Source organism: Corynebacterium hindlerae (genome assembly GCF_014117265.1).
GTDB classification, from domain to species: domain Bacteria; phylum Actinomycetota; class Actinomycetes; order Mycobacteriales; family Mycobacteriaceae; genus Corynebacterium; species Corynebacterium hindlerae.
The window spans coordinates 2,553,860-2,576,021 of record NZ_CP059833.1 but is presented as its reverse complement, the minus strand read 5'-3'; the positions used below and the strand labels follow the sequence as shown (position 1 = coordinate 2,576,021).

26 protein-coding genes and 1 riboswitch are annotated in these 22,162 nt (G+C 60.0%); of the genes, 5 read left to right on the top strand and 21 right to left on the bottom strand.

Features of this window, described 5'->3' with window-relative positions; all coding sequences use genetic code 11:
* Nucleotide 1: 1 nt before the first annotated feature.
* The 7 genes from HW450_RS12395 to HW450_RS12365 all read right to left on the bottom strand — a co-directional run bounded on the left by HW450_RS12395 (nucleotide 2) and on the right by HW450_RS12365 (nucleotide 6,429).
* Nucleotides 2-679 carry an energy-coupling factor ABC transporter permease gene (locus tag HW450_RS12395; protein WP_182387549.1) on the bottom strand — a complete coding sequence of 226 codons (678 nt, stop codon included), beginning with the start codon at nucleotides 677-679 and terminating at the stop codon, nucleotides 2-4.
* A gap of 45 nt (nucleotides 680-724) precedes the next feature.
* Nucleotides 725-931: riboswitch (cobalamin riboswitch) on the bottom strand.
* Nucleotides 931-2,028 (bottom strand): cysteine desulfurase family protein, encoded by a 1,098-nt coding sequence (locus HW450_RS12390; RefSeq protein ID WP_182385911.1) that lies wholly within the window; start codon nucleotides 2,026-2,028, stop codon nucleotides 931-933. (Overlaps the previous riboswitch by 1 nt.)
* Nucleotides 2,028-2,894 carry an electron transfer flavoprotein subunit alpha/FixB family protein gene (locus HW450_RS12385; protein WP_182385910.1) on the bottom strand — a complete coding sequence of 289 codons (867 nt, stop codon included), beginning with the start codon at nucleotides 2,892-2,894 and terminating at the stop codon, nucleotides 2,028-2,030. Before HW450_RS12385 ends, HW450_RS12390 begins: the two co-directional genes overlap by 1 nt.
* A complete protein-coding gene (locus HW450_RS12380; protein WP_182385909.1) occupies nucleotides 2,891-3,667 on the bottom strand; it encodes an electron transfer flavoprotein subunit beta/FixA family protein in 777 nt (258 codons plus the stop codon). Before HW450_RS12380 ends, HW450_RS12385 begins: the two co-directional genes overlap by 4 nt.
* Nucleotides 3,668-3,686: 19 nt before the next feature.
* Complete coding sequence (locus HW450_RS12375) at nucleotides 3,687-4,793, bottom strand: THUMP-like domain-containing protein (RefSeq protein WP_182387547.1); 1,107 nt, start codon at nucleotides 4,791-4,793, stop codon at nucleotides 3,687-3,689.
* Nucleotides 4,787-5,548 carry an NUDIX hydrolase gene (locus HW450_RS12370; protein ID WP_182385908.1) on the bottom strand — a complete coding sequence of 254 codons (762 nt, stop codon included), beginning with the start codon at nucleotides 5,546-5,548 and terminating at the stop codon, nucleotides 4,787-4,789. The genes HW450_RS12375 and HW450_RS12370 overlap by 7 nt, the downstream gene beginning before the upstream one ends.
* A gap of 11 nt (nucleotides 5,549-5,559) precedes the next feature.
* Nucleotides 5,560-6,429 (bottom strand): ABC transporter ATP-binding protein, encoded by an 870-nt coding sequence (locus HW450_RS12365; protein ID WP_232843270.1) that lies wholly within the window; start codon nucleotides 6,427-6,429, stop codon nucleotides 5,560-5,562.
* Between the two features lie 49 nt (nucleotides 6,430-6,478).
* On the opposite strand from HW450_RS12365, the gene HW450_RS12360 reads away from it, so the two are divergent.
* The 3 genes from HW450_RS12360 to HW450_RS12350 all read left to right on the top strand — a co-directional run bounded on the left by HW450_RS12360 (nucleotide 6,479) and on the right by HW450_RS12350 (nucleotide 11,462).
* The gene (locus HW450_RS12360) at nucleotides 6,479-8,482 is read left to right on the top strand and encodes an alpha-1,4-glucan--maltose-1-phosphate maltosyltransferase (RefSeq protein WP_182385907.1); all 2,004 of its coding nucleotides are present in this window, start codon (nucleotides 6,479-6,481) and stop codon (nucleotides 8,480-8,482) included.
* A gap of 1 nt (nucleotide 8,483) precedes the next feature.
* Nucleotides 8,484-10,601 carry a 1,4-alpha-glucan branching protein GlgB gene (gene glgB, locus HW450_RS12355; protein WP_182385906.1) on the top strand — a complete coding sequence of 706 codons (2,118 nt, stop codon included), beginning with the start codon at nucleotides 8,484-8,486 and terminating at the stop codon, nucleotides 10,599-10,601.
* 252 nt (nucleotides 10,602-10,853) lie between these two features.
* The gene (locus tag HW450_RS12350) at nucleotides 10,854-11,462 is read left to right on the top strand and encodes a CPBP family intramembrane glutamic endopeptidase (protein ID WP_182385905.1); all 609 of its coding nucleotides are present in this window, start codon (nucleotides 10,854-10,856) and stop codon (nucleotides 11,460-11,462) included.
* 12 nt (nucleotides 11,463-11,474) lie between these two features.
* Here HW450_RS12350 and HW450_RS12345 read toward each other — a convergent pair whose 3' ends face one another.
* The 4 genes from HW450_RS12345 to HW450_RS12330 form a co-directional block, all read right to left on the bottom strand.
* Complete coding sequence (locus HW450_RS12345; protein ID WP_182385904.1) at nucleotides 11,475-11,753, bottom strand: hypothetical protein; 279 nt, start codon at nucleotides 11,751-11,753, stop codon at nucleotides 11,475-11,477.
* Entirely contained in the window at nucleotides 11,740-12,204 is a 465-nt protein-coding gene (locus HW450_RS12340; RefSeq protein ID WP_182385903.1) for a hypothetical protein, read from the bottom strand. The genes HW450_RS12345 and HW450_RS12340 overlap by 14 nt, the downstream gene beginning before the upstream one ends.
* Before the next feature lie 246 nt (nucleotides 12,205-12,450).
* Nucleotides 12,451-13,275, bottom strand: a complete 825-nt coding sequence (locus HW450_RS12335) for a tetratricopeptide repeat protein (protein WP_182385902.1) — start codon at nucleotides 13,273-13,275, stop codon at nucleotides 12,451-12,453.
* Nucleotides 13,268-13,567 (bottom strand): thiamine-binding protein, encoded by a 300-nt coding sequence (locus HW450_RS12330; RefSeq protein WP_182385901.1) that lies wholly within the window; start codon nucleotides 13,565-13,567, stop codon nucleotides 13,268-13,270. The genes HW450_RS12335 and HW450_RS12330 overlap by 8 nt, the downstream gene beginning before the upstream one ends.
* A gap of 42 nt (nucleotides 13,568-13,609) precedes the next feature.
* Between HW450_RS12330 and mce the strand changes: the two genes are divergently transcribed.
* Both mce and HW450_RS12320 read left to right on the top strand, forming a co-directional pair.
* Nucleotides 13,610-14,065, top strand: a complete 456-nt coding sequence (gene mce / locus HW450_RS12325) for a methylmalonyl-CoA epimerase (RefSeq protein WP_182385900.1) — start codon at nucleotides 13,610-13,612, stop codon at nucleotides 14,063-14,065.
* A 56-nt stretch (nucleotides 14,066-14,121) separates the two neighbouring features.
* A complete protein-coding gene (locus tag HW450_RS12320) occupies nucleotides 14,122-14,370 on the top strand; it encodes a hypothetical protein (RefSeq protein WP_182385899.1) in 249 nt (82 codons plus the stop codon).
* A 5-nt stretch (nucleotides 14,371-14,375) separates the two neighbouring features.
* Here HW450_RS12320 and HW450_RS13120 read toward each other — a convergent pair whose 3' ends face one another.
* The 10 genes from HW450_RS13120 to HW450_RS12275 all read right to left on the bottom strand — a co-directional run bounded on the left by HW450_RS13120 (nucleotide 14,376) and on the right by HW450_RS12275 (nucleotide 22,133).
* The gene (locus tag HW450_RS13120; RefSeq protein WP_232843269.1) at nucleotides 14,376-14,645 is read right to left on the bottom strand and encodes a hypothetical protein; all 270 of its coding nucleotides are present in this window, start codon (nucleotides 14,643-14,645) and stop codon (nucleotides 14,376-14,378) included.
* Entirely contained in the window at nucleotides 14,645-15,337 is a 693-nt protein-coding gene (gene nucS / locus HW450_RS12315) for an endonuclease NucS (protein WP_182385898.1), read from the bottom strand. Before nucS ends, HW450_RS13120 begins: the two co-directional genes overlap by 1 nt.
* 3 nt (nucleotides 15,338-15,340) lie before the next feature.
* Nucleotides 15,341-15,793, bottom strand: a complete 453-nt coding sequence (locus HW450_RS12310) for a DUF2550 domain-containing protein (protein WP_182385897.1) — start codon at nucleotides 15,791-15,793, stop codon at nucleotides 15,341-15,343.
* A 97-nt stretch (nucleotides 15,794-15,890) separates the two neighbouring features.
* A complete protein-coding gene (locus HW450_RS12305) occupies nucleotides 15,891-16,265 on the bottom strand; it encodes a F0F1 ATP synthase subunit epsilon (protein ID WP_182385896.1) in 375 nt (124 codons plus the stop codon).
* A 12-nt stretch (nucleotides 16,266-16,277) separates the two neighbouring features.
* Entirely contained in the window at nucleotides 16,278-17,726 is a 1,449-nt protein-coding gene (gene atpD, locus HW450_RS12300) for a F0F1 ATP synthase subunit beta (protein WP_182385895.1), read from the bottom strand.
* A gap of 3 nt (nucleotides 17,727-17,729) precedes the next feature.
* Complete coding sequence (locus HW450_RS12295) at nucleotides 17,730-18,707, bottom strand: F0F1 ATP synthase subunit gamma (RefSeq protein ID WP_182385894.1); 978 nt, start codon at nucleotides 18,705-18,707, stop codon at nucleotides 17,730-17,732.
* A 54-nt stretch (nucleotides 18,708-18,761) separates the two neighbouring features.
* Nucleotides 18,762-20,402, bottom strand: coding sequence for a F0F1 ATP synthase subunit alpha (gene atpA, locus HW450_RS12290; RefSeq protein ID WP_182385893.1), 1,641 nt, complete (start codon nucleotides 20,400-20,402; stop codon nucleotides 18,762-18,764).
* A 57-nt stretch (nucleotides 20,403-20,459) separates the two neighbouring features.
* Complete coding sequence (locus HW450_RS12285; RefSeq protein ID WP_182385892.1) at nucleotides 20,460-21,278, bottom strand: F0F1 ATP synthase subunit delta; 819 nt, start codon at nucleotides 21,276-21,278, stop codon at nucleotides 20,460-20,462.
* A gap of 5 nt (nucleotides 21,279-21,283) precedes the next feature.
* On the bottom strand, nucleotides 21,284-21,853 hold the full coding sequence (locus tag HW450_RS12280) for a F0F1 ATP synthase subunit B (protein WP_182385891.1): 570 nt from the start codon (nucleotides 21,851-21,853) through the stop codon (nucleotides 21,284-21,286).
* Between the two features lie 37 nt (nucleotides 21,854-21,890).
* Nucleotides 21,891-22,133: an ATP synthase F0 subunit C gene (locus tag HW450_RS12275; RefSeq protein WP_182385890.1), complete on the bottom strand. Its 243-nt coding sequence runs from the start codon at nucleotides 22,131-22,133 to the stop codon at nucleotides 21,891-21,893.
* Nucleotides 22,134-22,162 lie beyond the last annotated feature (29 nt).

The following is a 22,162-nucleotide window of genomic DNA, read 5'->3' as shown; positions in this document are numbered from 1 at the left end:
TTTAGGCTGCCACCATCTCTCGCTTCGGGGCAGCCACAGGGATGCCCAGAACGGTCAGTTCCTTCTTCGCGATCTGACGCAGGCTGCGGAAGATCAGCACGGACACGATGCCTTCCACGATGGACAGTGGCACCTGAGTTGGGGCGTACAGCGCCAGGAAGGTTCCGGCGGCGTTAGCGAAACCAGCAGCATGGTGTGCTGCCGCCAACTGCAGCGCGGTAACGCAGTAGGTGGCGAAGTTGCCGAGGAATGCAGCGGAGAACATGGCCAGCTCAGGGGACTTGGATCCCAGGAGCTTCCACACCGCGTACGCTACCCACGGGCCCACGATCGCCATGGAGAACACGTTTGCCCCCAGGGTGGTGAGGCCACCGTGCGCCAGCAAAATTGCTTGGAACAGCAGGACAATGGTACCGATGAACGCCATCACCGGTGGTTTGAACAACACCGCTCCGAGGCCAGTGCCGGTGGGGTGGGAGGAAGAACCGGTCACGGACGGGATCTTCAACGCGCTCAGCACGAAGGTAAAAGCACCGGCAGCACCCAACAGCATGCCGGTTTCTGGACGTTCCTTGATCTGTTTGTTGACTGCGTAAGCACCATAAACAACAAAGGGGGTGGCAGCCGCACCCCAGGCTACGCAATGCTCGACGGGGAGAAATCCCTCGGCAATATGCATGACAATCTTCTTTCCAACTTTAGGTCCGTCCATCTCGCGAACCTGTATGAGTAGGCCACTGCAATCGGTCTCCTGGCTTAGCTTCCACGCTGAAAACCTCGCGCACGTCCTTCCCACCCGTGATGCCAACAGGAAGTGAACACGCGCAGCGCCGACAGGTGAAAGCCACCTGTCCTAAGAAGCAATACAGTGACGAGGACCGCTGCCGGATTCTCACCGGCATTCCCGTACATTGCAGCGGATTCAGATTATCAGATTGCCATTCCCGCTTCTCGGGCTTGACGGGCTATTCCCCCCAAGTGGGCTAGTAAAAACTCGACTTCATCCGACGTGGTTGTCCGACCGAGGGTCAGCCGCAAGGCGCCCCGCGCCACCTCCTCAGGCACCCCCATGGCGAGCAGGACGTGGCTCGCGCGGTTCACGCCACTCGCACACGCCGATCCCGTGGACGCCGCCACTCCGAGCATGTCTAAAAGCATGATCAGGCTGTCGCCTTCGGCCCCTGGGAAAGAAACGTGCAGGTGTCCCGGTAGGAGGTCGCCCGTTGAATGGATGACTGCGCCGTCGATAAGCTCGATGCCTGCGCGGAGCCGATCACGCAGCTCGGACAGCCGTGCCTGTTCTGTGTCGATCTCCGCCACTGCCTCGCGCAAAGCCGCTGCCGTTGCCACGGCTCCCGCCACGTCGATGGTGCCGGGGCGGATCCCTCGCTGCTGGCCGCCACCGTACAGGGTGGGTGCCAGCCCGGAGCGGCGCGCCAGCAGGATCCCGACGCCCCTCGGCCCGCCGAACTTGTGCGCAGAGGCAGCCAGTGTGGTGGCGCCGAGCGAAGCAAAGGACACAGGGATGTGCCCCACTGCCTGCACCGCGTCCACATGTACCGGGGTCTGCCCCGCTGCCTCAACCAGCTCATGGACCGGCTGGAGGATGCCCGTTTCGTTGTTCGCCCACATGCAGGTGGCCAGGGCCGCAGGCTCGGCCAATGGCTCGAAGGAGGACACCCGTCCGTCGGTAAGTGGCAGCATCGCAACGTCCGCGCCAAGGGCCGCCACGGTTTCCAGCACCGCCGGGTGTTCGATCTCGGTGGAGACCACGCGGCTAAGCTCCGACTGCCGAAACAGGCCCTGAATGGCCAGGTTGTCGGCCTCAGTACCGGAACCGGTGAAAATGACTTCGATCGGCTCGCAGTCCAGCAGGGAGGCCACCGCTTCCCGGGCCTCGGATAACGCCCGGTTCGCCGCCCTCCCCGCCGCGTACTGGCCGGCGGGGTTGAGAAACTCGGAGGCCGCTAGCCAGGCATCTCGCGCTACCTGGCGGATCGGTGTGGTAGCAGCGTGATCGAAATACACTAGAACTTCTTCAGCAGCTCAGGGATGATGTCTTCCACGTCGCCGACGACACCGAGGTCGGCGATCTTAAAGATCGGGGCGTCCTCGTCGTTGTTCACAGCGATGATCTTCTTCGAGGTCTGCATACCCGAGGTGTGCTGGATGGCTCCCGAGATACCGAGCGCGATGTATAGATCTGGCGACACCGTCACACCGGTTTGTCCCACCTGGTACTGAGCTGGGTACTGGCCGTCGTCGACCGCGTCGCGGGTGGCACCCACGGCGCCGCCCAGGGCGTCGGCAAGCGGCTCAACGTACTCTGCGAAGCCACTCTCGCCGACGCCGCGCCCACCAGACACCACGACCTTAGCGGTCGCCAGTTCAGGGCGCTCCCCCTCAACAGCCGGGGTGAAGCCAGTTACTTGAGCATCCATAACGCCAGCTGCTGGGAGTTCCATGGTGGTCACCGCACCGGAACCGGGGTGTACCGGGGTGACAGAGCCGGGGCGGATGGTGTAGATCGGGCTGGTGCCACCCACCGCTGCGGTGCCGGAGATGGTGTCGCCGAAGATGGACAGTTGCGCGGTACGGTCCGCGTTGATGCCCACCACGTTGGTGAGCACGCCGGAGGCGAGACGGGCAGCGAGACGACCGGCGATCTCGTTGCCCACGGAGTCCGCGAGCAGCACAATCGGCTGCGGGTTCTGGGCCGCGAGCATGGACAGCGCATCCACCGCCGGCATCACTACGCGCCCCTCGGCGGAGCAGCGGACAATGTTGGCGGGGTACTGTTCCTCGTCAAAGGACACGACGGTGACATCGCCCAGCACCTGGGCAGCCGCGATCAGTTCCAGGGTGTGGGACCCTGCTGCGAGTACGTACGTCACTTGATGGCCTCCTGAATGAACTGGTAGATGCGCTCTGCGCCGTCGGTGTACACCATTTCCCCACCGTCGCGCTCCGGGCGTGGCTCAGCTGCGGTGACAGCCGTTGCGGCGTTGGCCAGTCCCACTTGCGAAGGGTCGACCCCCACTTCCGCCAGGGTGAGCACGGCAATGTCGGCTTTCTTTGCAGCCATGATGCCCTTGAAATTAGGGAACCGCGGCTTGTCCGTCTTTTCTGTCACAGAGATCAGCGCCGGCAACGACGCCTGCAGCTGGTAGGAGCCTTCTGGGGCTTCCTTGACTCCCGAGACCACGCCGTCGGCTACGGCAACGGAGGACAGGTTCGTGAGCGATGGAATCTGACGGTACTCCGCGAGGATTCCCGGCAGCGCCCCCATCGCGCCGTCGGACGAGGCGTTCCCGGCGACGATCAGCTGGACATCACCCAGAGTATTGATCGCGCTGGTCAGGGCCCACGCCGTGCCGAGCACGTCGGATCCGGCAAGGGCGGCGTCGGAAAGCAGCACGGCCTTGTCCGCCCCCATCGCGAGCGCCTTCCGCAGCGCCTCCTGCGCCCGGAATGGGCCAGCGGATAGTGCGATTACCTCGTGTCCGGGGTTCGCTTCGCGGATGCGTAGTGCCTGCTCCACGGCGTATTCGTTGATTTCGTCGATAACCTCATCGACGCCCTCGCGGTGGAGGGTGAAGTCCTCATTCAGTGTCTTTGTTGACCAGGTGTCCGGCACATTCTTTACCAGGACCACAATAGCGGGCATCGTTCCTCCGTTTCGTTTTTTACGATCCTACCCCGCGCGCCCCACAGATGAACGCCACCCCCTGGGACCCGATCCGCGTCACCACGACGGCCATCGGACGCTCCCCACGCGGCCGCAATTTCTTGCGCAGCGCATCCGGATCAATGTCCACCCCACGCACCAAAATCTCCAGCGAGCCCGGCTGAAACGACGCGAGAGCACCCTTCAACTTCTTCAGCGGCACCTGTTCCAGGATCGGGAACCCGGTGTAGCCGTCCGGAATCCGGTCGCCGGTGAGGTATGCGATGCGCTCGTCCAGCATCCACAGTCCCTCGCGCACCGCGAACTGGCGCACGAGCCCGGCGCGCACGATCGCGCCGTCGGGGTCAATAAGGTAGGTGCCGTGCGGAGCGGCGAGTTCGTCGGCGGACGGGAGGGCATCGCTGAGCTTATCGACGCCCCTGCCCCGAATCACCACGGCCTCCCGGGTGATCCCGCCAGCCAGCCCCGGAGTGTAAAGGCAGGCTTCCTTGACCCCGCCGTCGACGCTGACCACGGAGACCAGCCCCTCCCAGGAGGTGTAATCGATACCGGGAGCGCACTTGATGGCTGCCTCGCCGGAAATGGTCGCCAGCAGGTCAGGCAGGGGCGGGATCAGGTCCTGCGGCGCGGTGATGCGTCGGCCGCCAGCCCGCCGGGCGGGATCGGCGATGACCACATCGGCGGTCATGGCCGGGCGCAGAGCGTCGGCCTGGAAAAAGTGGCCGGTTACGTTGGCTTTAGCCATGATCAGGCGTGGCAGCGACAGGTCGGAGCCGAAGTACTCGAGTCCGGCCGCCGCGGAGCCTTCGGTGCCGATGGAGCAGGTGACGTCGTGGACGCGGGGGCTGCCGAGCACCTCACGGATTCGGTCGAATCTCACCTGGGCCACGGGCAGTGGGGTGGCTTGCTGGGCGCTGTCACTGTCGGCGTACCAGTGGGTCGGAAGTTTCCCGCCTGCGCGGGCATCAAGGAGCTCGGCGACGGCGCGGGAGAACTCGCCGTGTTCTTTCTTAAGCAGCGTGGCCCGCTTGAATGGGTCGGTTTCCGGGCAGGGGTCGATGGTGCGTGAGGTGAGGTAGCGGGCTTCGTCGAGGTTGATCAAAATCGCTCCGGCAGGTCTCCGTAGAGAAAGAATTCATCGAAGAACGGGTCGTCGGGGTCTCCGATGATCGGGGTCATATCCACGTTGATGAGGGAGGCTTCCAAATCCGCCACGGTGTGGAATTCAGTGAGGGCGGTCAGCTGCGCCCAGGTTGGAATGACCAGGCGCAGCAGCCCAGTTTTCCAACCACCCAAGATCACGGAGGGCAGGAACCAGCCGGTGGAGGCAGCTTCCCGGGTGGCGCCGTCTGGCATTTGCCCGAGCGGTGCTTGGGCCACGAAAGAGAAGGCATCAAATTTCGGTGCCACTGGCCCCGGCCCCACCCAACGAGCGAAGGGATACAGCAGGTCTGTGGCCACAGTCAGATCGTTGTCGTGGAGGAAATCGGTGAAAGCCAGTTCGTGATTTTCCAGCAGCGGGCGGGCGTAGTGGTACTGCACGGCGTCAGAGACCAGCTCGCCGGTGCGGTGCCGGGCTAGGAGGATTCCGGTTTCCTCGAATACTTCCCGGACGGCAGCCATCACCAGGCCGTGCGCGATGGCTGGCTCGATCTGCAGCAGTGTGCTCCACCGCTGCGCCTCCACCCCATCGCCGTCACCGAGGTCTCGTTCATCGAGCACACCACCGGGGAAAACGGTGGTGTTGGGGAACGTGGGCATCTCAGCGACGCGCTCCTGCACGTACACTTCCATGCCGAGTGCGCTGTCGCGGACGAGGAGCACTGTTGCTGCGAGCTTGGCGCCACGGATTCCTTCCATAGCTAGCGATTCTAGCCCGCCCGGTGGCGACCCCGCCCACGGATTCGGCGGGCAAAGTATCGGCCGTCGATGCGATCCACCTGAATCTGCTGGTGGAAAGTCGTGGTCAGGTTTTCGCTCGTCAACACATCATCAATGAGTCCTTGAGCGACGATCTTCCCCTCGTCCAGCAGCATCGCGTGCGTGAATCCGAATGGGATTTCTTCCACGTGGTGGGTGATCATGACAATGGCGGGCGCATCCGCGTCCAGGGCAAGTTCCCCGAGATACCCCACCAGGTCTTCCCTACCGCCCAAGTCGAGTCCGGCACCCGGTTCGTCGAGAAGCAGCAGCTCCGGGTTGGTCATGAGCGCGCGGGCGATCAGCACGCGTTTGCGTTCGCCTTCCGAAAGCGTGCCCCAGGTTCGTTTGGTTAGGTGCATCGCACCGACGCGCTCCAGGATGTCCATGGCTTGATCGAAGTCCATCTGGTCGTATTCTTCGCGCCAGCGCCCCAGGATGGCGTAGGCGGCGGACACCACCAAGTCCTCTACCGTCTCGTCCTTGGGGATGCGGCTGCCGAGCGCAGCGGAGGAGACACCGATCATGGTGCGCAGGTCGCGCATGTCGGTCTTGCCGACGCGCTCCCCCATGATGTGGGCGCTACCCCCGGACGGGTATTCTTCGGCGCCCGCTAAGCGCATGAGGGTGGTCTTGCCCGCACCGTTTGGACCAATGATCACCCACCGCTCGTCAAGCTCAACCTGCCAGGACAGTGGCCCCAGCAACGTGCGGTTATTCCGCACAAAGGTGACGTCGGCAAAGTCAATGATCAAATCTGGGTTGTATTCGCTCACCCCACCATCATGGATCACAACTGGGTTGCCGTGTGCGATCGACACTGCTCACCTACTCTGGACTGAGTACTGTACAAGCGCGAAAGGATTTGTGATGACCGGACGACTCGGCATCGACGACGTACGCCCTAACGTGGCCGGCGGGGCCCCTTCCAAAGCGGTAGTTGGCGAAGTGATCCCAGTGTTCGCACTGGCGTGGCGCGAGGGTCACGACGTGATCTCCGCAACTCTCAACGTCAAGGGGCCAGAGAATTCCGCTGTTGCTGCAAAGACGATGCGTACCATCATGTCCCGCGGCGAGGACCCTGACCAGGTGCATGGGATTTTCGTTCCCGATGTTCCGGGCGATTGGACCATCCGCGTCGATGTGTGGAGCGATCCGATCGCCACCTGGAAGCACAATGTCACCGCCAAGATCGAGGCCGGCCAGGGCGAGGCCGAACTGACTAATGACATTGAGATCGGCGCCCAGCTCTTCGAGCGGGTGGCCGCCGGCGCCCCGAAGGAGCACCGCGACACGCTGCAAGACGTCTCCGATTCGTTGCGGTCCACCGGCGATCTGCGCGCCCGCGTAGCACCGGCCTTCACCAAGGAAGTTTCCAGCATCCTGAGCATGCACCCACTGCGGGATCTGCTGACCCGTGGCCAGACGAGTACTGTGCGGGTGGAGCGTCGGAAAGCGCTCGTGAGCTCGTGGTATGAATTCTTCCCTCGTTCCACCGGCGGCTGGGATGCGGATGGCAACCCAGTGCACGGCACCTTCGCCACCGCCGCTGCCGAGCTGGATCGCGTGAAGCGAATGGGCTTTGACACCGTCTACTTCCCACCTATCCACCCGATCGGCGAGATCAACCGCAAGGGCCGCAACAACACCCTGACCCCATCGGCCACGGACGTCGGATCCCCGTGGGCCATTGGCTCCAAGGATGGCGGCCATGACGCCGTCCACCCGAAGCTCGGCACCCTCGAGGACTTTGACGCGCTGATCGCTCGCGCCCGCGAGCTGGACATCGAAATCGCGCTGGACCTGGCGTTGCAGTGCGCGCCCGACCACCCGTGGGCGGCGGAGCACCCAGAGTGGTTCACGGTGCTTCCCGACGGCACCATCGCCTACGCCGAGAACCCACCAAAAAAGTACCAGGACATTTACCCGCTGAACTTCGACAATGACCAAAAGGGCATTTATGAGGAAATTCTGCGGGTGGTGCTGTTCTGGGTCAACCGGGGCGTGACCACGTTCCGAGTGGACAACCCGCACACCAAGCCAGCGAACTTCTGGGAGTGGCTGATCGATACCGTTCACGTCGATCACCCAGAGGTGATTTTCTTGGCAGAGGCCTTCACCCGACGGCCACGGCTGTACGGCCTGGCCAAGGCTGGTTTCTCCCAGTCTTACACTTACTTCACCTGGCAGACCTCCAAGAGGGAGCTGACGGAGTTCGCCACTGAGATCGCGAACATGGCGGACATCTCCCGCCCGAACCTGTTCGTAAACACCCCGGACATTCTGCATGAATCCCTGCAGAAGGGTGGTCCAGGTATGTTCGCGATCCGCGCCGTGCTGGCAGCCACCATGTCCCCGCTGTGGGGCGTGTACTCCGGCTACGAGCTGTTCGAGAGTGTCCCGGTGAAGGAAGGATCCGAGGAGTACCTCGATTCGGAAAAATACGAGCTGCGCCCCCGCGTGTACGGCGAGAACTCCCTGGAGAGCTTCATTACGCTGCTCAACCGGATCCGCCGGGAGCAGCCTGCGCTGCAGCAGTTGCGTAACATTCACTTCCACGACACTGACAACGATCAGATCCTTGCCTACTCCAAGGTGGACGCCTTGACGGGCAACTGCATCCTCGTGGTTGTGAACCTTGATTCTTTCAATGCTCAAGGGGCCACGGTGCGTCTTGATCTGACTAAACTCGGTGTCACCGGCACCTTCCCGGTGCATGATCTGGTGACCGGCGCCAGCTACACGTGGGGTTCCGACAATTATGTGGAACTGCGCCCGTGGGACGACGTCGCGCACATTTTTGTGCTGCCTGAGGTCCCGGAAGAGCGGCGCGAGGCCCTCGCCTGGCGCGAAGTAACTGAGTACAGGAGCTGATATGACTGACCTAGACCGCCTGTTGCATTGCCGGCATCACGACCCGCACTCCCAGTACGGGCGTCACGACGGCGTAGTTCGGACCCGTCAGATCGGCGCCACCAAGGTCGCCGCGCTTATCGACGGCGTGTCCCACGAACTCGCCCCCGTCGGAAATGACATTTTCGAAGGCGCCGTGCCGGAGGGCACTTACGAGCTCGAGATCACCTGGCCAGAGGCAACCGTGGTGACCCGCGACCCGTATTCCTTCCTGCCGACTCTGGGGGAAATCGATATTTACCTCATTTCTGAGGGCCGCCATGAGCGGCTCTGGGAGGCCCTCGGCTCGCACGTCCGCGAGATCGATGGGGTCCGAGGCACGTCATTCGCGGTGTGGGCTCCGAATGCTATTGGTGTGGCGGTAGTCGGCGATTTCAATGGTTGGAATGCCTCCCAGCACCCGATGCGGTCCCTGGGTTCCTCCGGTGTGTGGGAGCTGTTCATCCCTGGCCTTGATGAAGGCACAGTGTACAAGTACGCGATCCAGACGCCAGAGGGCCATCGCCGCGATAAGGCCGACCCGCTGGCGCGCCGCACGGAGATTCCTCCGCACACCGGGTCCATCGTCACGTCCTCGTCCTACGAGTGGCAGGATTCCGATTGGTTGGCCGCCCGCGCTGATATCTCAGACAAGCCGATGAGCGTCTACGAGGTGCACCTCGGTTCCTGGAAGCAAGGTCTTTCCTACGAGGACATGGCTACCGAGCTTGTCGACTACGTGGCCGAGCAAGGCTTCACCCACGTCGAGTTCATGCCCGTTTCCGAGCACCCCTTCGGCGGTTCTTGGGGCTACCAGGTGTCCGGCTACTATGCCCCCACCGCGCGCTGGGGCACCCCGGACCAGCTGAAGGCGCTTATCGACGCCTTCCACGCTCGCGGCATCGGTGTCATCGTCGACTGGGTCCCTGCTCACTTCCCTAAGGACGACTGGGCACTGGCCCGCTTTGACGGGCGCGCGCTCTACGAGCACCCCGACTGGCGCCGCGGCGAACAAAAGGATTGGGGCACCTTCGTCTTCGATTTTGGCCGCGCTGAGGTCCGCAACTTCCTGGTTGCCAACGCACTGTACTGGCTGGAAGAGTTCCACTTCGACGGTCTACGCGTGGATGCCGTGGCATCCATGCTGTACCTCGACTACTCCCGTAACGAGGGCGAGTGGGCACCAAACCAGTATGGTGGCCGAGAGAACCTAGAGGCTGTCCAGTTCCTGCAGGAAATGAACGCCACGGTGCACAAGCTTCACCCAGGGGTGTTGACCATCGCCGAGGAATCCACGTCTTGGCCAGGAGTGACCGCCCCGACGTCGACCGGCGGGCTGGGATTCTCCCTGAAGTGGAACATGGGGTGGATGAACGACACTCTGGAGTACTTCTCTAAGGATCCGATCCACCGCAGCTACCACCACGGTGAGATCACCTTCTCCATGGTGTACCAGTTCAGCGAAAACTTCTGTTTGCCGATCTCCCACGATGAGGTGGTCCACGGTAAAGGCTCGCTCTGGACCCGTATGCCGGGAGATGCGTGGAACAAGGCTGCCGGCGTGCGCACCCTCTTTGCTTACATGTGGTCTCACCCCGGCAAGAAGCTGCTCTTCCAGGGACAAGAGTTTGCCCAGGCTGCGGAGTGGACGGAGGCTCACTCGCTCGACTGGCACAACTTGGAGGGCTGGGAGTCCGAATACCACCGCGGTATCCACCGCCTGGTGCGCGACCTCAACCTGGTCTACCAGGATTCCCCGGCTCTGTTCTCGCAGGACACCACGCCGGAGGGCTTTTCCTGGATCAAAGGCGATGACGCAGCGAACAACATCCTCGCTTTCGCGCGCTACGGCAGCGACGGACAAACCTACCTGTGTGTATTCAACCTCGGTGGCACCTCCCAACCGAATTACACCCTCGGTGTGCCACATGGCGGCACCTGGACGCGCGTGGTCAACACTGACGATTCCGTCTATGAAGGTGCCGGAAATGAGCTGCCGTTCTCGGTGTGGGCAGATAACGGCCACTGGGACGGGTACCCGCACTGCGTCACACTGCATATTCCGGCGATGTCCGCACAGTGGTACCGCTGGGACGGGTAGGTAGCTGGTTTGGTGCTTGGCTTTAGCCGTTTTCGTCGGTTACATGTCCGGCAGTATAATTTGGGAAAATAAGCAACGAAAACCCTTAGTTAGGAGACCAAAATAAAACGGCTGGCTTTTATAAGCATTAACCAAAACCGGGGGCGGCTCGATCACCTGAGATGGTGGGATATCGCAGCCGTCACCGCTATCATGTGGGGCACGTCCATTTATGCCGCAACTGCTAGTTTTGTGCAGCGTTCCGCGGAACCCATGAACGCTGCCACAGACGCAGTTCCGGAGTTTTCCTCCAACGACAATCTCGTCGCCCTAGCGACCCAGGTCCCGCTGCTGTTGATTGCCCTCGGCTACCTATATCTGAGGGGATTTAATTTCCGGCAGTGGATCCTACGCCCCTCGGTGCGGGGCACCTTCATCGCTCTCCTAGCGTTCGCCCTGATTGGGCTCTGCATGGACCTTGCCCTTTCCGGCCAGTACTACCTGGCGCCGACGGGCGGCGAAGTAACTACTGATGTGGCCGCGGCCGAGAACTCCTGGGGCCCATGGGCCAACCTCACAGACCCCACCCTGGTCGTGTACTCCCTTTTCAACGGCCTCTATGAAGAGCTTTTCTTCCTCGGCGTATGCCTTTCGGTTGCCCCCAAATACCAGCGCGTTGCTTTTATTTACTCCCTTATTGTCCGGTTTTCTTTCCACATCTATATGGGCGCTTTCATTGCGCTTTGCATTGGCGTTATTGTGGGGCCAATTTTCTACCTCGTGTGGAAGAAAATGACAAATAAGAATATATACCCGCTGGTAATCGCCCATATGCTTGGTGACATTTTTGGCGTCAGCCTGCTACAGTTCCTGCCTCGCTAAAACACTTTGTTTTTAGATATGCCTGGAAATTTTGGTGCTTTTTGCTAGCGACAATGTCACGATTGCCCCCGCAGCAACCATAACCTCGATCCCCCAGAAATTTCTCACACCACTTACGAGCGCCACAATGATTGCCAGTGACACTAATACAGCAATGCTGGACGTCACTGGTGCGAAATCTTGTGCCGTAAGTTGATTAAGTGAAAGCCACAAGCCAGAAACAACACACAGCGCAATGGGGATCGGCATCATCTCCGGCAGTTCATGGAAGTGACGCTCAAAGAACCACACCCAGGCCAAAGTAAAATTGGCTGCTGTTGAAGCAAGCAAATCCAAACCAAGCGGCGGAGATTCCTGTTAAAGCTAGCGCTGCAGCTATCTTTTGGCGATATTTCCAGTTTTGCTTCGCGACAAGCAAAGTGGCATGGCTCCCAAGTGGAATACCTACGCAGCCAATCACAATGTCAGCAAGCTGAGTATATATGCGCTGGGAATCAGAACCGTTACGAAATACCCAACCCACATTGAGGACGCAACCAATAATCGCGGTTGGTCCCGGCAAGGGAATCCCATACGGCTGCGGGGCCGTGCTGTCGGAAGCAATTCGCTCGATCTCTTCTGGTGTCATCCCCTCGAGCGCTTGAAGCTCGGCTTCGATTAGTGCCAGAGCTTCTTTTTCCTGCGGAGTGAGATCGAATGTTGAAGCGGTCTGCATAACCCCTGGGTCTATTTCATTAGCCACGGAAACTGACGGTGTCGCCGCTAATGCTAGCACCAGCAACGATGCGAGAACTTTTTCTCATAAGTACCCCTTTTGGGCTATTTGGTACACATCACTACTCAGACCATAACTAACATTATCATTGACATCACCATATACCAGCTTTTCAGTTATTAATGACCCCTAGACCAGTTATGGAAGAATTCCGCACCGACCAAACCGACCGTTGACATCTACAGGCAGCCTATCAACGGCGCTAAGCACCTACTAAAACAGCTTCATCGCCATCTTGGTCCGCGCGGCCTTCACGCGCGGATCGCCAGGCTCGAATACGGAGTACAGCTCTAATAGGCGCTTTTTGACCGTCTCATCTGGCAACAGCTCGATGAGACGGTCAAATGCTTCTTCCACTTTCCCCACCGCGATTTCCCGATCAGCCGCGGCCAGCTGCTTGTCCACGTTGGTAGGGTCGGCTGCAGCTTCTGCAACGGGGTCACCTTCAGCGGTGGCGAGTCGGGATACGAGTTTCGCGTTGTCGAGGGCAGCTTTTGCTTCCTTGTTGGCGGGTTCCTTGGCCAGGATCGCTTCGTAGGCCTTGATAGCCGCCTCGAACTCGCCCGAGTCCAGCAACGCGGCAGCCTCTACCAGGCGGGGATCTTCTTCCTGCTCCCCAAGGCCGGGTAGTTTCGCGGCCCCGACCACGGCCGCTGTCCACTGTTGCAGCGCTTCCAGGGGTTGACCACCCTGGAAATTCGCTAGGGGACGGCCGTCGGCAAGTGCAATGACGGTCGGCAGCCCCTGAATACCGAACGCTTGCGCGATCTGGGGTGTGGTGTCGGCGTCGACGTAAGCGAAGAGCCACTTGCGGCCTGCCTGCGCGGCGAGCGTCGATAGGTTGTGCCGCAGCTCTTCTGAGTCCTGGCTGCGCGCGGTACCCACCAGCACCACCACCGGCACTTTCATGGACAGGCCGATGGTCGCCTCAAAATTCTCCTGCGTGAGCGTGGTCGCGGTCGCGACGTCCCCACCTGTGGCGGCCTGCTTGGCCTCCGCGCGGGCCTTTACCTCTGCCAGATCAACGAAATTAGCCACGGAGACGCTCCTCTACTGCCGCCACCTTCCGCATCAGCTGCCCCTCATAACCAGGCCGAATGTCCGCCTTAAGCACGAGGGAGGCGCGCGGGCTCACCGCGAGCACAGCGTCAGTAGCACGCTTCACGACGCCCATTACCTCATCCCACTCCCCCTCAATAAGCGTGAACATGGCATTCGTCTCATTCGGAAGGCCAGACTCGCGGACCACCCGCACAGCCTCAGCGACAGCATCAGCCATGTCAGCAGACTCATTAGTCACCGCGGGGGCAACAGAAAACGCAATAATCATGTTTTCCAGCATAGCGATCTGCCCGGGACTAAACTTGATGTCATGTCTGATATTGCAGCAATCGAAATCCCACACGAGTACGTCACCTGCCTCGACCACGTCGGCATCGCTGTCCCAGACTTCGATGCAGCCGTCGAGTTCTACCGCACCGCATTCGGCTGGGTCAACCACCACGAAGAAGTCAACGAAGAACAAGGCGTCCGCGAAGCCATGATCGGCCCTAAGGACAAGACCGAGCGCGACGGCATGATCCAGCTCCTCGCCCCACTGAACGAAGAGTCCACCATCGCCAAGTTCATCGACAAGAAAGGCCCAGGCCTGCAGCAGATGTGCCTGCGCACCAACAACATGGACGCACTCTCCGAGCACCTGCGCGCCCAAGGCGTCCGCCTGCTCTACCCAGAGCCAAAGATCGGCACCGGCGGCGCACGCATCAACTTCGTGCACCCGAAGGATGCTGGCGGCGTTCTGCTGGAGATTACGGAACCAGTTAAGTAGCCGAATTTCTGGTTCTGATTGGCCGAAAGAATACTCTCATGAAATCCTGGCCCGACATGCTGAGTAGATTCACGCTCATCTCGTCTTTCCTCGTCGCTGCGCTCGTTTCCTCCGAACCGTTTCAGGGTAATGACGGGTTTCGAGCGATTTCCGCCGTGATTCTCGGGTGCATGGCCGTAGTCGTGGCCGTCAAAAAGCGCCAGTTTACGATCGCAGCCCTAGCACTCGTCGCGCCGTGGATCGACATCCTGTTAATGTTTCTGGCGTTCGGAATATTCGGCATCAGGGTGAACTTAGGGATTTAGTTTTCCTACGCGCATTCCCGGTGCCAGCACGGCTTGTGCCAGTGTCGACGATCATGTTCCCGCCCGGGTTCCCACGCCACGATGTGGGCCACCCCGGGCGGGATATTTTGATTGCAGCCTGGACAGATGTAGAACTTCCGCGCAGCGCTGGACCCGATCTGTCGCACCAAGAACGAGATTCCGTGTGCTTTTTGACGCCTCGTTCCCCAATAGGTGGAGCCGTCGACAGGTAGCTGGCGCAGCTCCGTGCGTTGGCGCTTGTTTCTGCGAGGCATTAGAACAGCCGGAGCTCGTCAGATTCGATGCCTCGCAGCTCCTGGTAGTCCAGCACCACGCACCGGATACCGCGGTCCTCCGCCAAGGTGCGGGCCTGCGGCTTGATTTCCTGCGCAGCAAACACCCCGTGCACCGGGCGCAGCAGCTCGTCACGATTAAGAAGTTCCAGATAGCGGGTCAGCTGCTCCACACCGTCAATACCGCCCCTGCGTTTGATCTCCACCGCCACGGTCTCCCCATCAGCATTTCGACACAAAATGTCCACCGGCCCAATGGCCGTGGGATACTCGCGCCTGATGAGGGAATAGCCGTCGCCAAGCGTGGCAATATGCTCCGCCAACAGCTCCTGAAGGTGCGCCTCCACGCCATCCTTCTCCAGACCTGGGTCGGTGCCCAGCTCATGCTCGACGTCGGCGAAAATCTCCTTGATGGTGATGCGCAGCTGCTCGCCCTTCTTGTTCTCCACAATCCACAGCTGCTCCCCCGTGTCCGTATCGTCCAGGTCAAGCACCGGCTGCTCCGTCAGATAACACGGCGGACTCATCCAGTTAAGAGGCTTGTAGGCCCGATCGTCAGCATGAACGCTCACGGAACCATCAGCCTTAACAAGCAGAAGGCGCTTGGCCTCAGGCAAGTGAGATTCCAAGCGCCCCACATAATCAACGATGCAACGGGCGATCACAAGTCGCATAAACTATTTGTCCTTAAAGTACTTTTGCGCGGTCTTCACATCCATCCGCTGCAGTGGCTGCGTAGGAGCGGACTCCACCCAGGCTAGCAAGGCCATCTCCGCATGAGAATCCATGGCCCACTCAAACTCGCCACGGCTGGTCTGTACCACCAACACCTTCAAACCTGGTTCCATGAATTTTTGCTCACGAGCCGTCTGTTCACGACGGCCCTTCAGCGAAAACCCACGACGCTCAAAGGTCACATCCGGCGAAGGAGATACGGAACGGAGCTTGTAAAAATCGAGGATATTCCCACGGTAGCGCACGACACCATGGCGCCACGCCCGCCCGTCTTTCGCAGGCATTCGGCGGATCAACACCGGCGTGCCATTCGCACGGTGGGCAATAAAACGCCAAGCAGCAAGGAGGAACAACACCACGCCTAGTACCGCGATGATCCAGCCGATAATTTCCACGGATGACCTCCTTTGAAAAGAGTATAGATCAACCTCAGAGAAAATAAGGAAAGGGCCTGCCCAGTGGGCAGACCCTCCTGTTTACGTGTTGGAGATCTTAGCTCTCCTGAGCGCGGCGCACCGCGCGCAATTCAGCTTCGGCGCGTGCCTTTGAAGACTCATCCACAGCAGCGGACAGTGCCGATTCAGCCTCAGAGGTGTCCACCTCATCAGCCCAAATGGCGAAGTCAGCCAAGATGGTGACCTTGTCGATACCTACCGAAAGGAAACCACCCTGGACGGCAGCGGTAAGCTTGCCGCCGTCCACAGGGCGAATGGTGACGACGCCATTTTCGACCAGCTGGCCGAGCATCGGCTCGTGACCAGGCAGCACGCCGATCTCACCCTCGGTCGTCTGTGCGGTGACAATCGTGGCCTGACCGGACCACAGCTTGCGCTCGACAGAGACCAGTTCAACGGTGATATCAGCCATAGCCTGCGCCCCTTACTTCTCGTTGAGCTTCTTGTACGCAGCTTCGACGTCGTCGAGACCACCCAGGCCGTTGAAGGCCTGCTCTGGGTAGGAGTCAAACTCGCCGTTGCAGATGCGCTCGAAAGCGTCGATGGTGTGCTCCAGTGGCACGTAAGAACCAGGGATACCGGTGAACTTCTCTGCGACGAAGAAGTTCTGGCCCAGGAAGCGCTCGATACGACGTGCGCGAGCCACGGTGATCTTGTCCTCTTCAGACAGCTCGTCCATACCGAGGATGGCGATGATGTCCTGGAGTTCCTTGTTCTTCTGCAGGATGCGGATAACGCGCTGAGCAACCTCGTAGTGACGCTCACCGACGATACCTGGCTCGAGGATACGAGAGGTGGAGGTCAGTGGGTTCACTGCTGGGTAAATACCCTTGGAAGCGATACCACGGTCAAGCTCGGTGGTTGCGTCCAGGTGGGCGAAGGTGGTTGCTGGAGCTGGGTCGGTGTAGTCGTCAGCAGGGACGTAAACGGCCTGCAGCGAGGTAATCGACTTACCCTTGGTGGAGGTAATGCGCTCCTGGAGAACACCCATTTCGTCAGCCAGGGTTGGCTGGTAACCCACTGCGGAAGGCATACGGCCGAGCAGCGTAGAAACCTCAGAACCTGCCTGGGTGAAACGGAAGATGTTGTCGATGAACAGCAGCACGTCCTGGTGCTGAACATCGCGGAAGTACTCCGCCATGGTCAGGCCGGACAGCGCCACGCGCATACGGACTCCTGGAGGCTCGTCCATCTGGCCGAACACCAGGGCGGTGTCCTGAAGAACGCCCATCTCTTCCATTTCAAGGAAGAGGTCGGTGCCTTCACGAGTACGCTCACCAACACCTGCGAACACGGAGGTACCGGAGAACTCACGTGCGATACGGGTAATCATTTCCTGAATCAGAACGGTCTTACCCACACCTGCACCACCGAACAGGCCGATCTTGCCACCCTTAACGTAAGGGGTCAGCAGGTCGATGACCTTAATGCCGGTTTCGAGGATCTCGGTCTTACCTTCGAGCTGGTCGAATGGTGGTGGGTCGCGGTGGATGCCCCAGCGCTCTGCACCTTCGACAGCAGCTGGATCGTCGAGGCAGTCGCCGAGTGCGTTGAACACGTGGCCCTTAACGACGTCACCAACTGGGACGGAAATTGGGCGACCGGTGTTTTGAACCTCAACGCCACGGACGAGGCCGTCGGTAGGAGCCATGGAAACGGCGCGAACCAGGTTGTCGCCGAGGTGCTGAGCAACCTCGAGGGTGATGGTCTTTGCGACTGCTTCGAGGGTGACCTCAACAGTCAGTGCGTTGAACAGGGCCGGCAGCTCGCCACGCGGGAATTCCACGTCGACGACCGGACCGATGACACGCACGACACGGCCAGCGGCGTAAGCGCCTGGCTGTGCGTTCTGCTCTGCAAGAGCTGTAGTCATAATCTAGTCACTTTCTCCGCTTTCGGCGAGCGCACCGGCGCCACCGACGATCTCTGTGATTTCCTGGGTAATTTGAGCCTGACGGGCCTGGTTTGCAACGCGGGAGAGGTCGTTGACCAACGCCGTAGCGTTGTCGGTTGCGGACTTCATTGCGTTACGACGCGATGCAGACTCGGAAGCGGCAGCTTCGAGCATCATTGCGAACAGGCTGCGCGAGACGTACTTCGGCAGAAGCTCTGCAAGAAGCGTGTCTGCGTCTGGCTCGAACTCGACGTCAGGGTGGACTTCGCCGGTGTTGGCGAGGATGCCATCCTTGAATTCGAGCTCCATGTCTTTAATAACAGGCTCAATTGGCAGCAGCTGGTGAGCTGTTGCAGTTTGGGTCAGCATGGACTCAAACTTGGTGTACACCACGTGAACCTGGTCGAAACCCTGAATACCTTCGCCTTCAGCGACATTGAGACCCGCACGGTACTTTGCAGTGCCTTCGGATCCAGCGATGAAGCCGTCGATCAGGTGGCGGCGCACATCGTGCGTTTCCTTGTATCCCGGGTCTTGCGAGAAGCCAGTCCAAGCACCGGCAACCTCAACACCACGGAACTTGTAGTAACCAACACCCTTTTGGCCAGTTACGTAGGTTACGGTCTCGTAACCCTTTTCTTCAAGCAGACTGCGCAATTCACGGGTCTTCTTGAAGACGTTGTAGTTGTAACCGCCGGCCATGCCGCGGTCACTGGATACCACCAAGATGGCAGCGCGCTTGCCGTTCTCACGTTCACGCAGCATCGGGTGGTCAAGGCTGCTGGCCGCGAGCAGGGTTTCCGTAACCTTACGGATTTCATCTGCATACGGCTGCGATGCCTCAACACGAGCCTGAGCCTTGGTGATGCGAGAAGTTGCAATCAGCTCCTGGGCCTTGGTGATCTTCTTCGTTGACTTGACCGACTTGATGCGGTCGCGAAGCTCGCGAAGATTAGCCATGGTATGTACGCCTCCCTTCTAATGCTTTAGGTGAATGTCCTGTGAAGTAATTTCTTACTTGTTCACCTTGCGGGAGACGTTCAGCTGCTCTTTACCGAGCTCGCCCTCAGCGAGAGGAGCGGCCTCTGGCTCACCGATGACTGGAGCGCCCTCGCTGGTGACGAAGATACGCTTGAAATCTTCGGTGCCAGCAATCAGAGCCTGCTTGGAGTCGTCGGACAGCGCAGCGCCACCTTCGATCTGCTCGTAAACGCCTGCAGCGTGCTGCTTCAGGTAGTCCTGCAGCTCAGCCTCGAAGCGACGGACATCTTCGACGGGAACGTTATCGAAGTGGCCTTCGCCAGCCAGGAAGATGGAAACGATCTGGTATTCCACCGGCTGAGGAGAGCTCTCTGGCTGCTTGAGCAGCTCGACGAGGCGCTGACCACGCTGCAGCTGAGCCTTGGATGCAGCATCCAGGTCAGAAGCGAACGCAGCGAATGCCTCGAGGTCACGGTAAGCGGCAAGGTCCAGACGCAGGGAACCTGCGACCTTCTTCATGCCCTTGGTCTGTGCAGCACCACCAACACGGGACACCGACACACCAACGTTAATAGCAGGGCGGACACCCTGGTTGAACAGGTCAGACTCGAGGAAGACCTGGCCGTCGGTGATGGAAATCACGTTGGTAGGAATGAAGGCAGAAACGTCGTTTGCCTTGGTTTCGATGATCGGCAGTGCCGTCATGGAACCCTTGCCCATGTCGTCGGAAAGCTTTGCAGCACGTTCCAGCAGACGGGAGTGCAGGTAGAACACGTCACCTGGGTAAGCCTCGCGGCCTGGTGGGCGGCGCAGCAGCAGGGAGATCGCACGGTAGGCTTCTGCCTGCTTGGTCAGATCATCGTAAATAACCAGGACGTGCTTGCCCTGGTACATCCAGTGCTGACCCAGTGCTGCACCAGCGAAAGGTGCGAGCCACTTGAAGCCGGCGGAGTCAGATGCTGGAGCTGCCACGATGGTGGTGTACTCCAGAGCGCCGTGCTCTTCGAGGGTCTTGCGGACTGCGGCAATGGTCGAGCCCTTCTGGCCGATGGCAACGTAGATGCAGCGCACCTGCTTGTTGACATCGCCGGACTCCCAGTTTGCCTTCTGGTTAAGGATGGTATCGATGCAGACTGCGGTCTTACCAGTCTTACGGTCACCAATGATCAGCTGACGCTGACCGCGACCGATTGGGGTCATCGCGTCGATTGCCTTGATACCAGTTGCCAATGGCTCTTCAACCGGCTGGCGCTGCAGCACGGATGGTGCCTGCAGTTCCAGGACGCGGTCTTCTTCCTTCTCGATGGCGCCAAGGCCGTCGATAGGCTGACCCAGTGGGTTAATAACGCGGCCGAGGAATGCATCTCCGACCGGAATGGAAAGGACCTCGCCGGTCCGCTTTACTTCGTCGCCCTCAGTAAGAGTCTCGTAGTTGCCCAAAATAACGACGCCGATACGGTCGGTGTCGAGGTTCTGTGCGACGCCAATGACGCCGTTTGGGAACTCGAGCAGCTCATTCGCCATAACAGACGGCAGACCAGAAACCTGGGCAATACCGTCAGCTGCCGAAATGACCACGCCGACCTCCTCACGGGAGGCCTCCGGGGAGTAGCTCGAGGTGTAGTTCGCAATCGCGCTACGGATCTCATCGGAGGAGATCGTCAGCTCCGCCATGTTCTTCCTGCTCTCGGTTGTTTCTTCCAGCAATTTTTGTCTTCTATTAGTCGTGTTCTAGACGAGGCTTGCGCGGAGTTTCTCGAGCTTGCCCGAGGTGCTGCCGTCGATAACTTCGTCGCCAACGCGGATGACCAGTCCACCGAGGAGGCTGGGATCAACCTCAGTGTGGATGCTCATCTCACGACCGTAAATTCGGCCCAATTTAGCTGCCAACTGGTCAGCCTGGATCGCGTTCAGTGGCTCAGCCGAGGTGACTACTGCGACTTCCTTGCCACGCAGCGCTGCAGCAGCGCCGGCCAGGGTAGCCATGTCGTCGATCGGATTTGCCTCTGGGCGTCCAACTGCCTGCTTAGCCAGCGCCTCAGATACGGCGGTTACCTTGCCGTAGAGGACAGCGGCCAAAAGCTCGCGCTTCCGGTCAGCCTTCGTGTTGCGGTCTCCCAACAGCTGAGCAAGTTCTGGCTCATCCTTGAGGATGCGACCGAGACGGAAGAGTTCGTCTTCAACTTGGGTCAGCTGGCCCTGCTTTTCAGCAGAACGCAGCAGGGCGCGGCGGCCCAGTTCGACGAGTCCAGTGCGGAACTCGCGGGGAGTTGACCAGATACGCGATGCGGCTTCCGCAGCAAGGTCCAGAGTCATCTGGGACACCTTGCCGGCAAACACCGTGCGCATCAGGCCAGAACGCTGCTCGGCGGTGGCAGAGGAATCTGCCACAGCGACACGCAAGCCACGGTCGCCGTCAAGAACCTCAACGATGCTGAACAGTTCAGCACCGGTTTGGGATGCAGCTGCGATCGCCTGGTCAGAGTTCTGGATCCACTGGTCCAGGGTCTGAGCGGTGGTCGTCAGTGCTTCGCGGCTAGCTGCGTGCATGTCGCCTACTTTCCGGCCGGAGCCACAGTGTCGAGCTCGGACAGGAACTTGTCAATCGTTCCGGAACGCTTCACGTTGTCGGACAGCTGCTCGCCGATCAGGCGCTCAGCAAGATTGATGGAGTTCTGGCCCATCTCTTGACGCAGTTCGGTGACAACCTGCTGGCGCTGTGCCTCAAGCTGCTTTTCACCAGCTGCGATGATGCGGTTGCTGTTCTCGACAGCTTCTGCCTGCATTTCAGCGATGATCTGCTTGCCCTTTTCGCGGGCCTCTTCGCGGATCTGTGCAGCCTCAGCGCGAGCCTCAGCCAGCTGTGCGTTGTACTTCTCAAGAGCGGCCTTGGCTTCGGCCTGTGCAGCCTCTGCGCGCTGGATGCCACCCTTAATCCGGTCCTCACGCTCAGTCAGGACCTCCTGGAACTTCGGAAGAACGAGCTTCCAGAAAATCAACAGGACGACGATGAGCGGAACGAGGGACCAGACGATGTCGTATGGCGCTGGGAGCAGAGGTGAGTTGCCGGTCTCGAGAGGCAGTCCACCTCCCTCTGCAGCGAGGTAAGTGATGACGTTCGTCATAATCCTGTGCTTTCTTTAGCTATCGAGGTCTGTTCGATTAAACAAACAGGAAGCCGGCAACGAGGCCGATCAGAGCCAGGGCTTCAACGAATGCAATGCCCAGGAACATGGTGGTACGGAGCTGGCCGGCCATCTCTGGCTGACGTGCCATGCCCTCGAGAGCCTTACCAACGAGGATGCCGATGCCGAGGCCTGGGCCGATGGTTGCGATGCCGTAGCCGATGGTTGCGAGGTTACCGGTCATGCCAGCTGCGTCCTGAGCGAGGATCAGTTCGTTCATTGTTGTCGTTCCCTTTCTGGGTGCTTTCC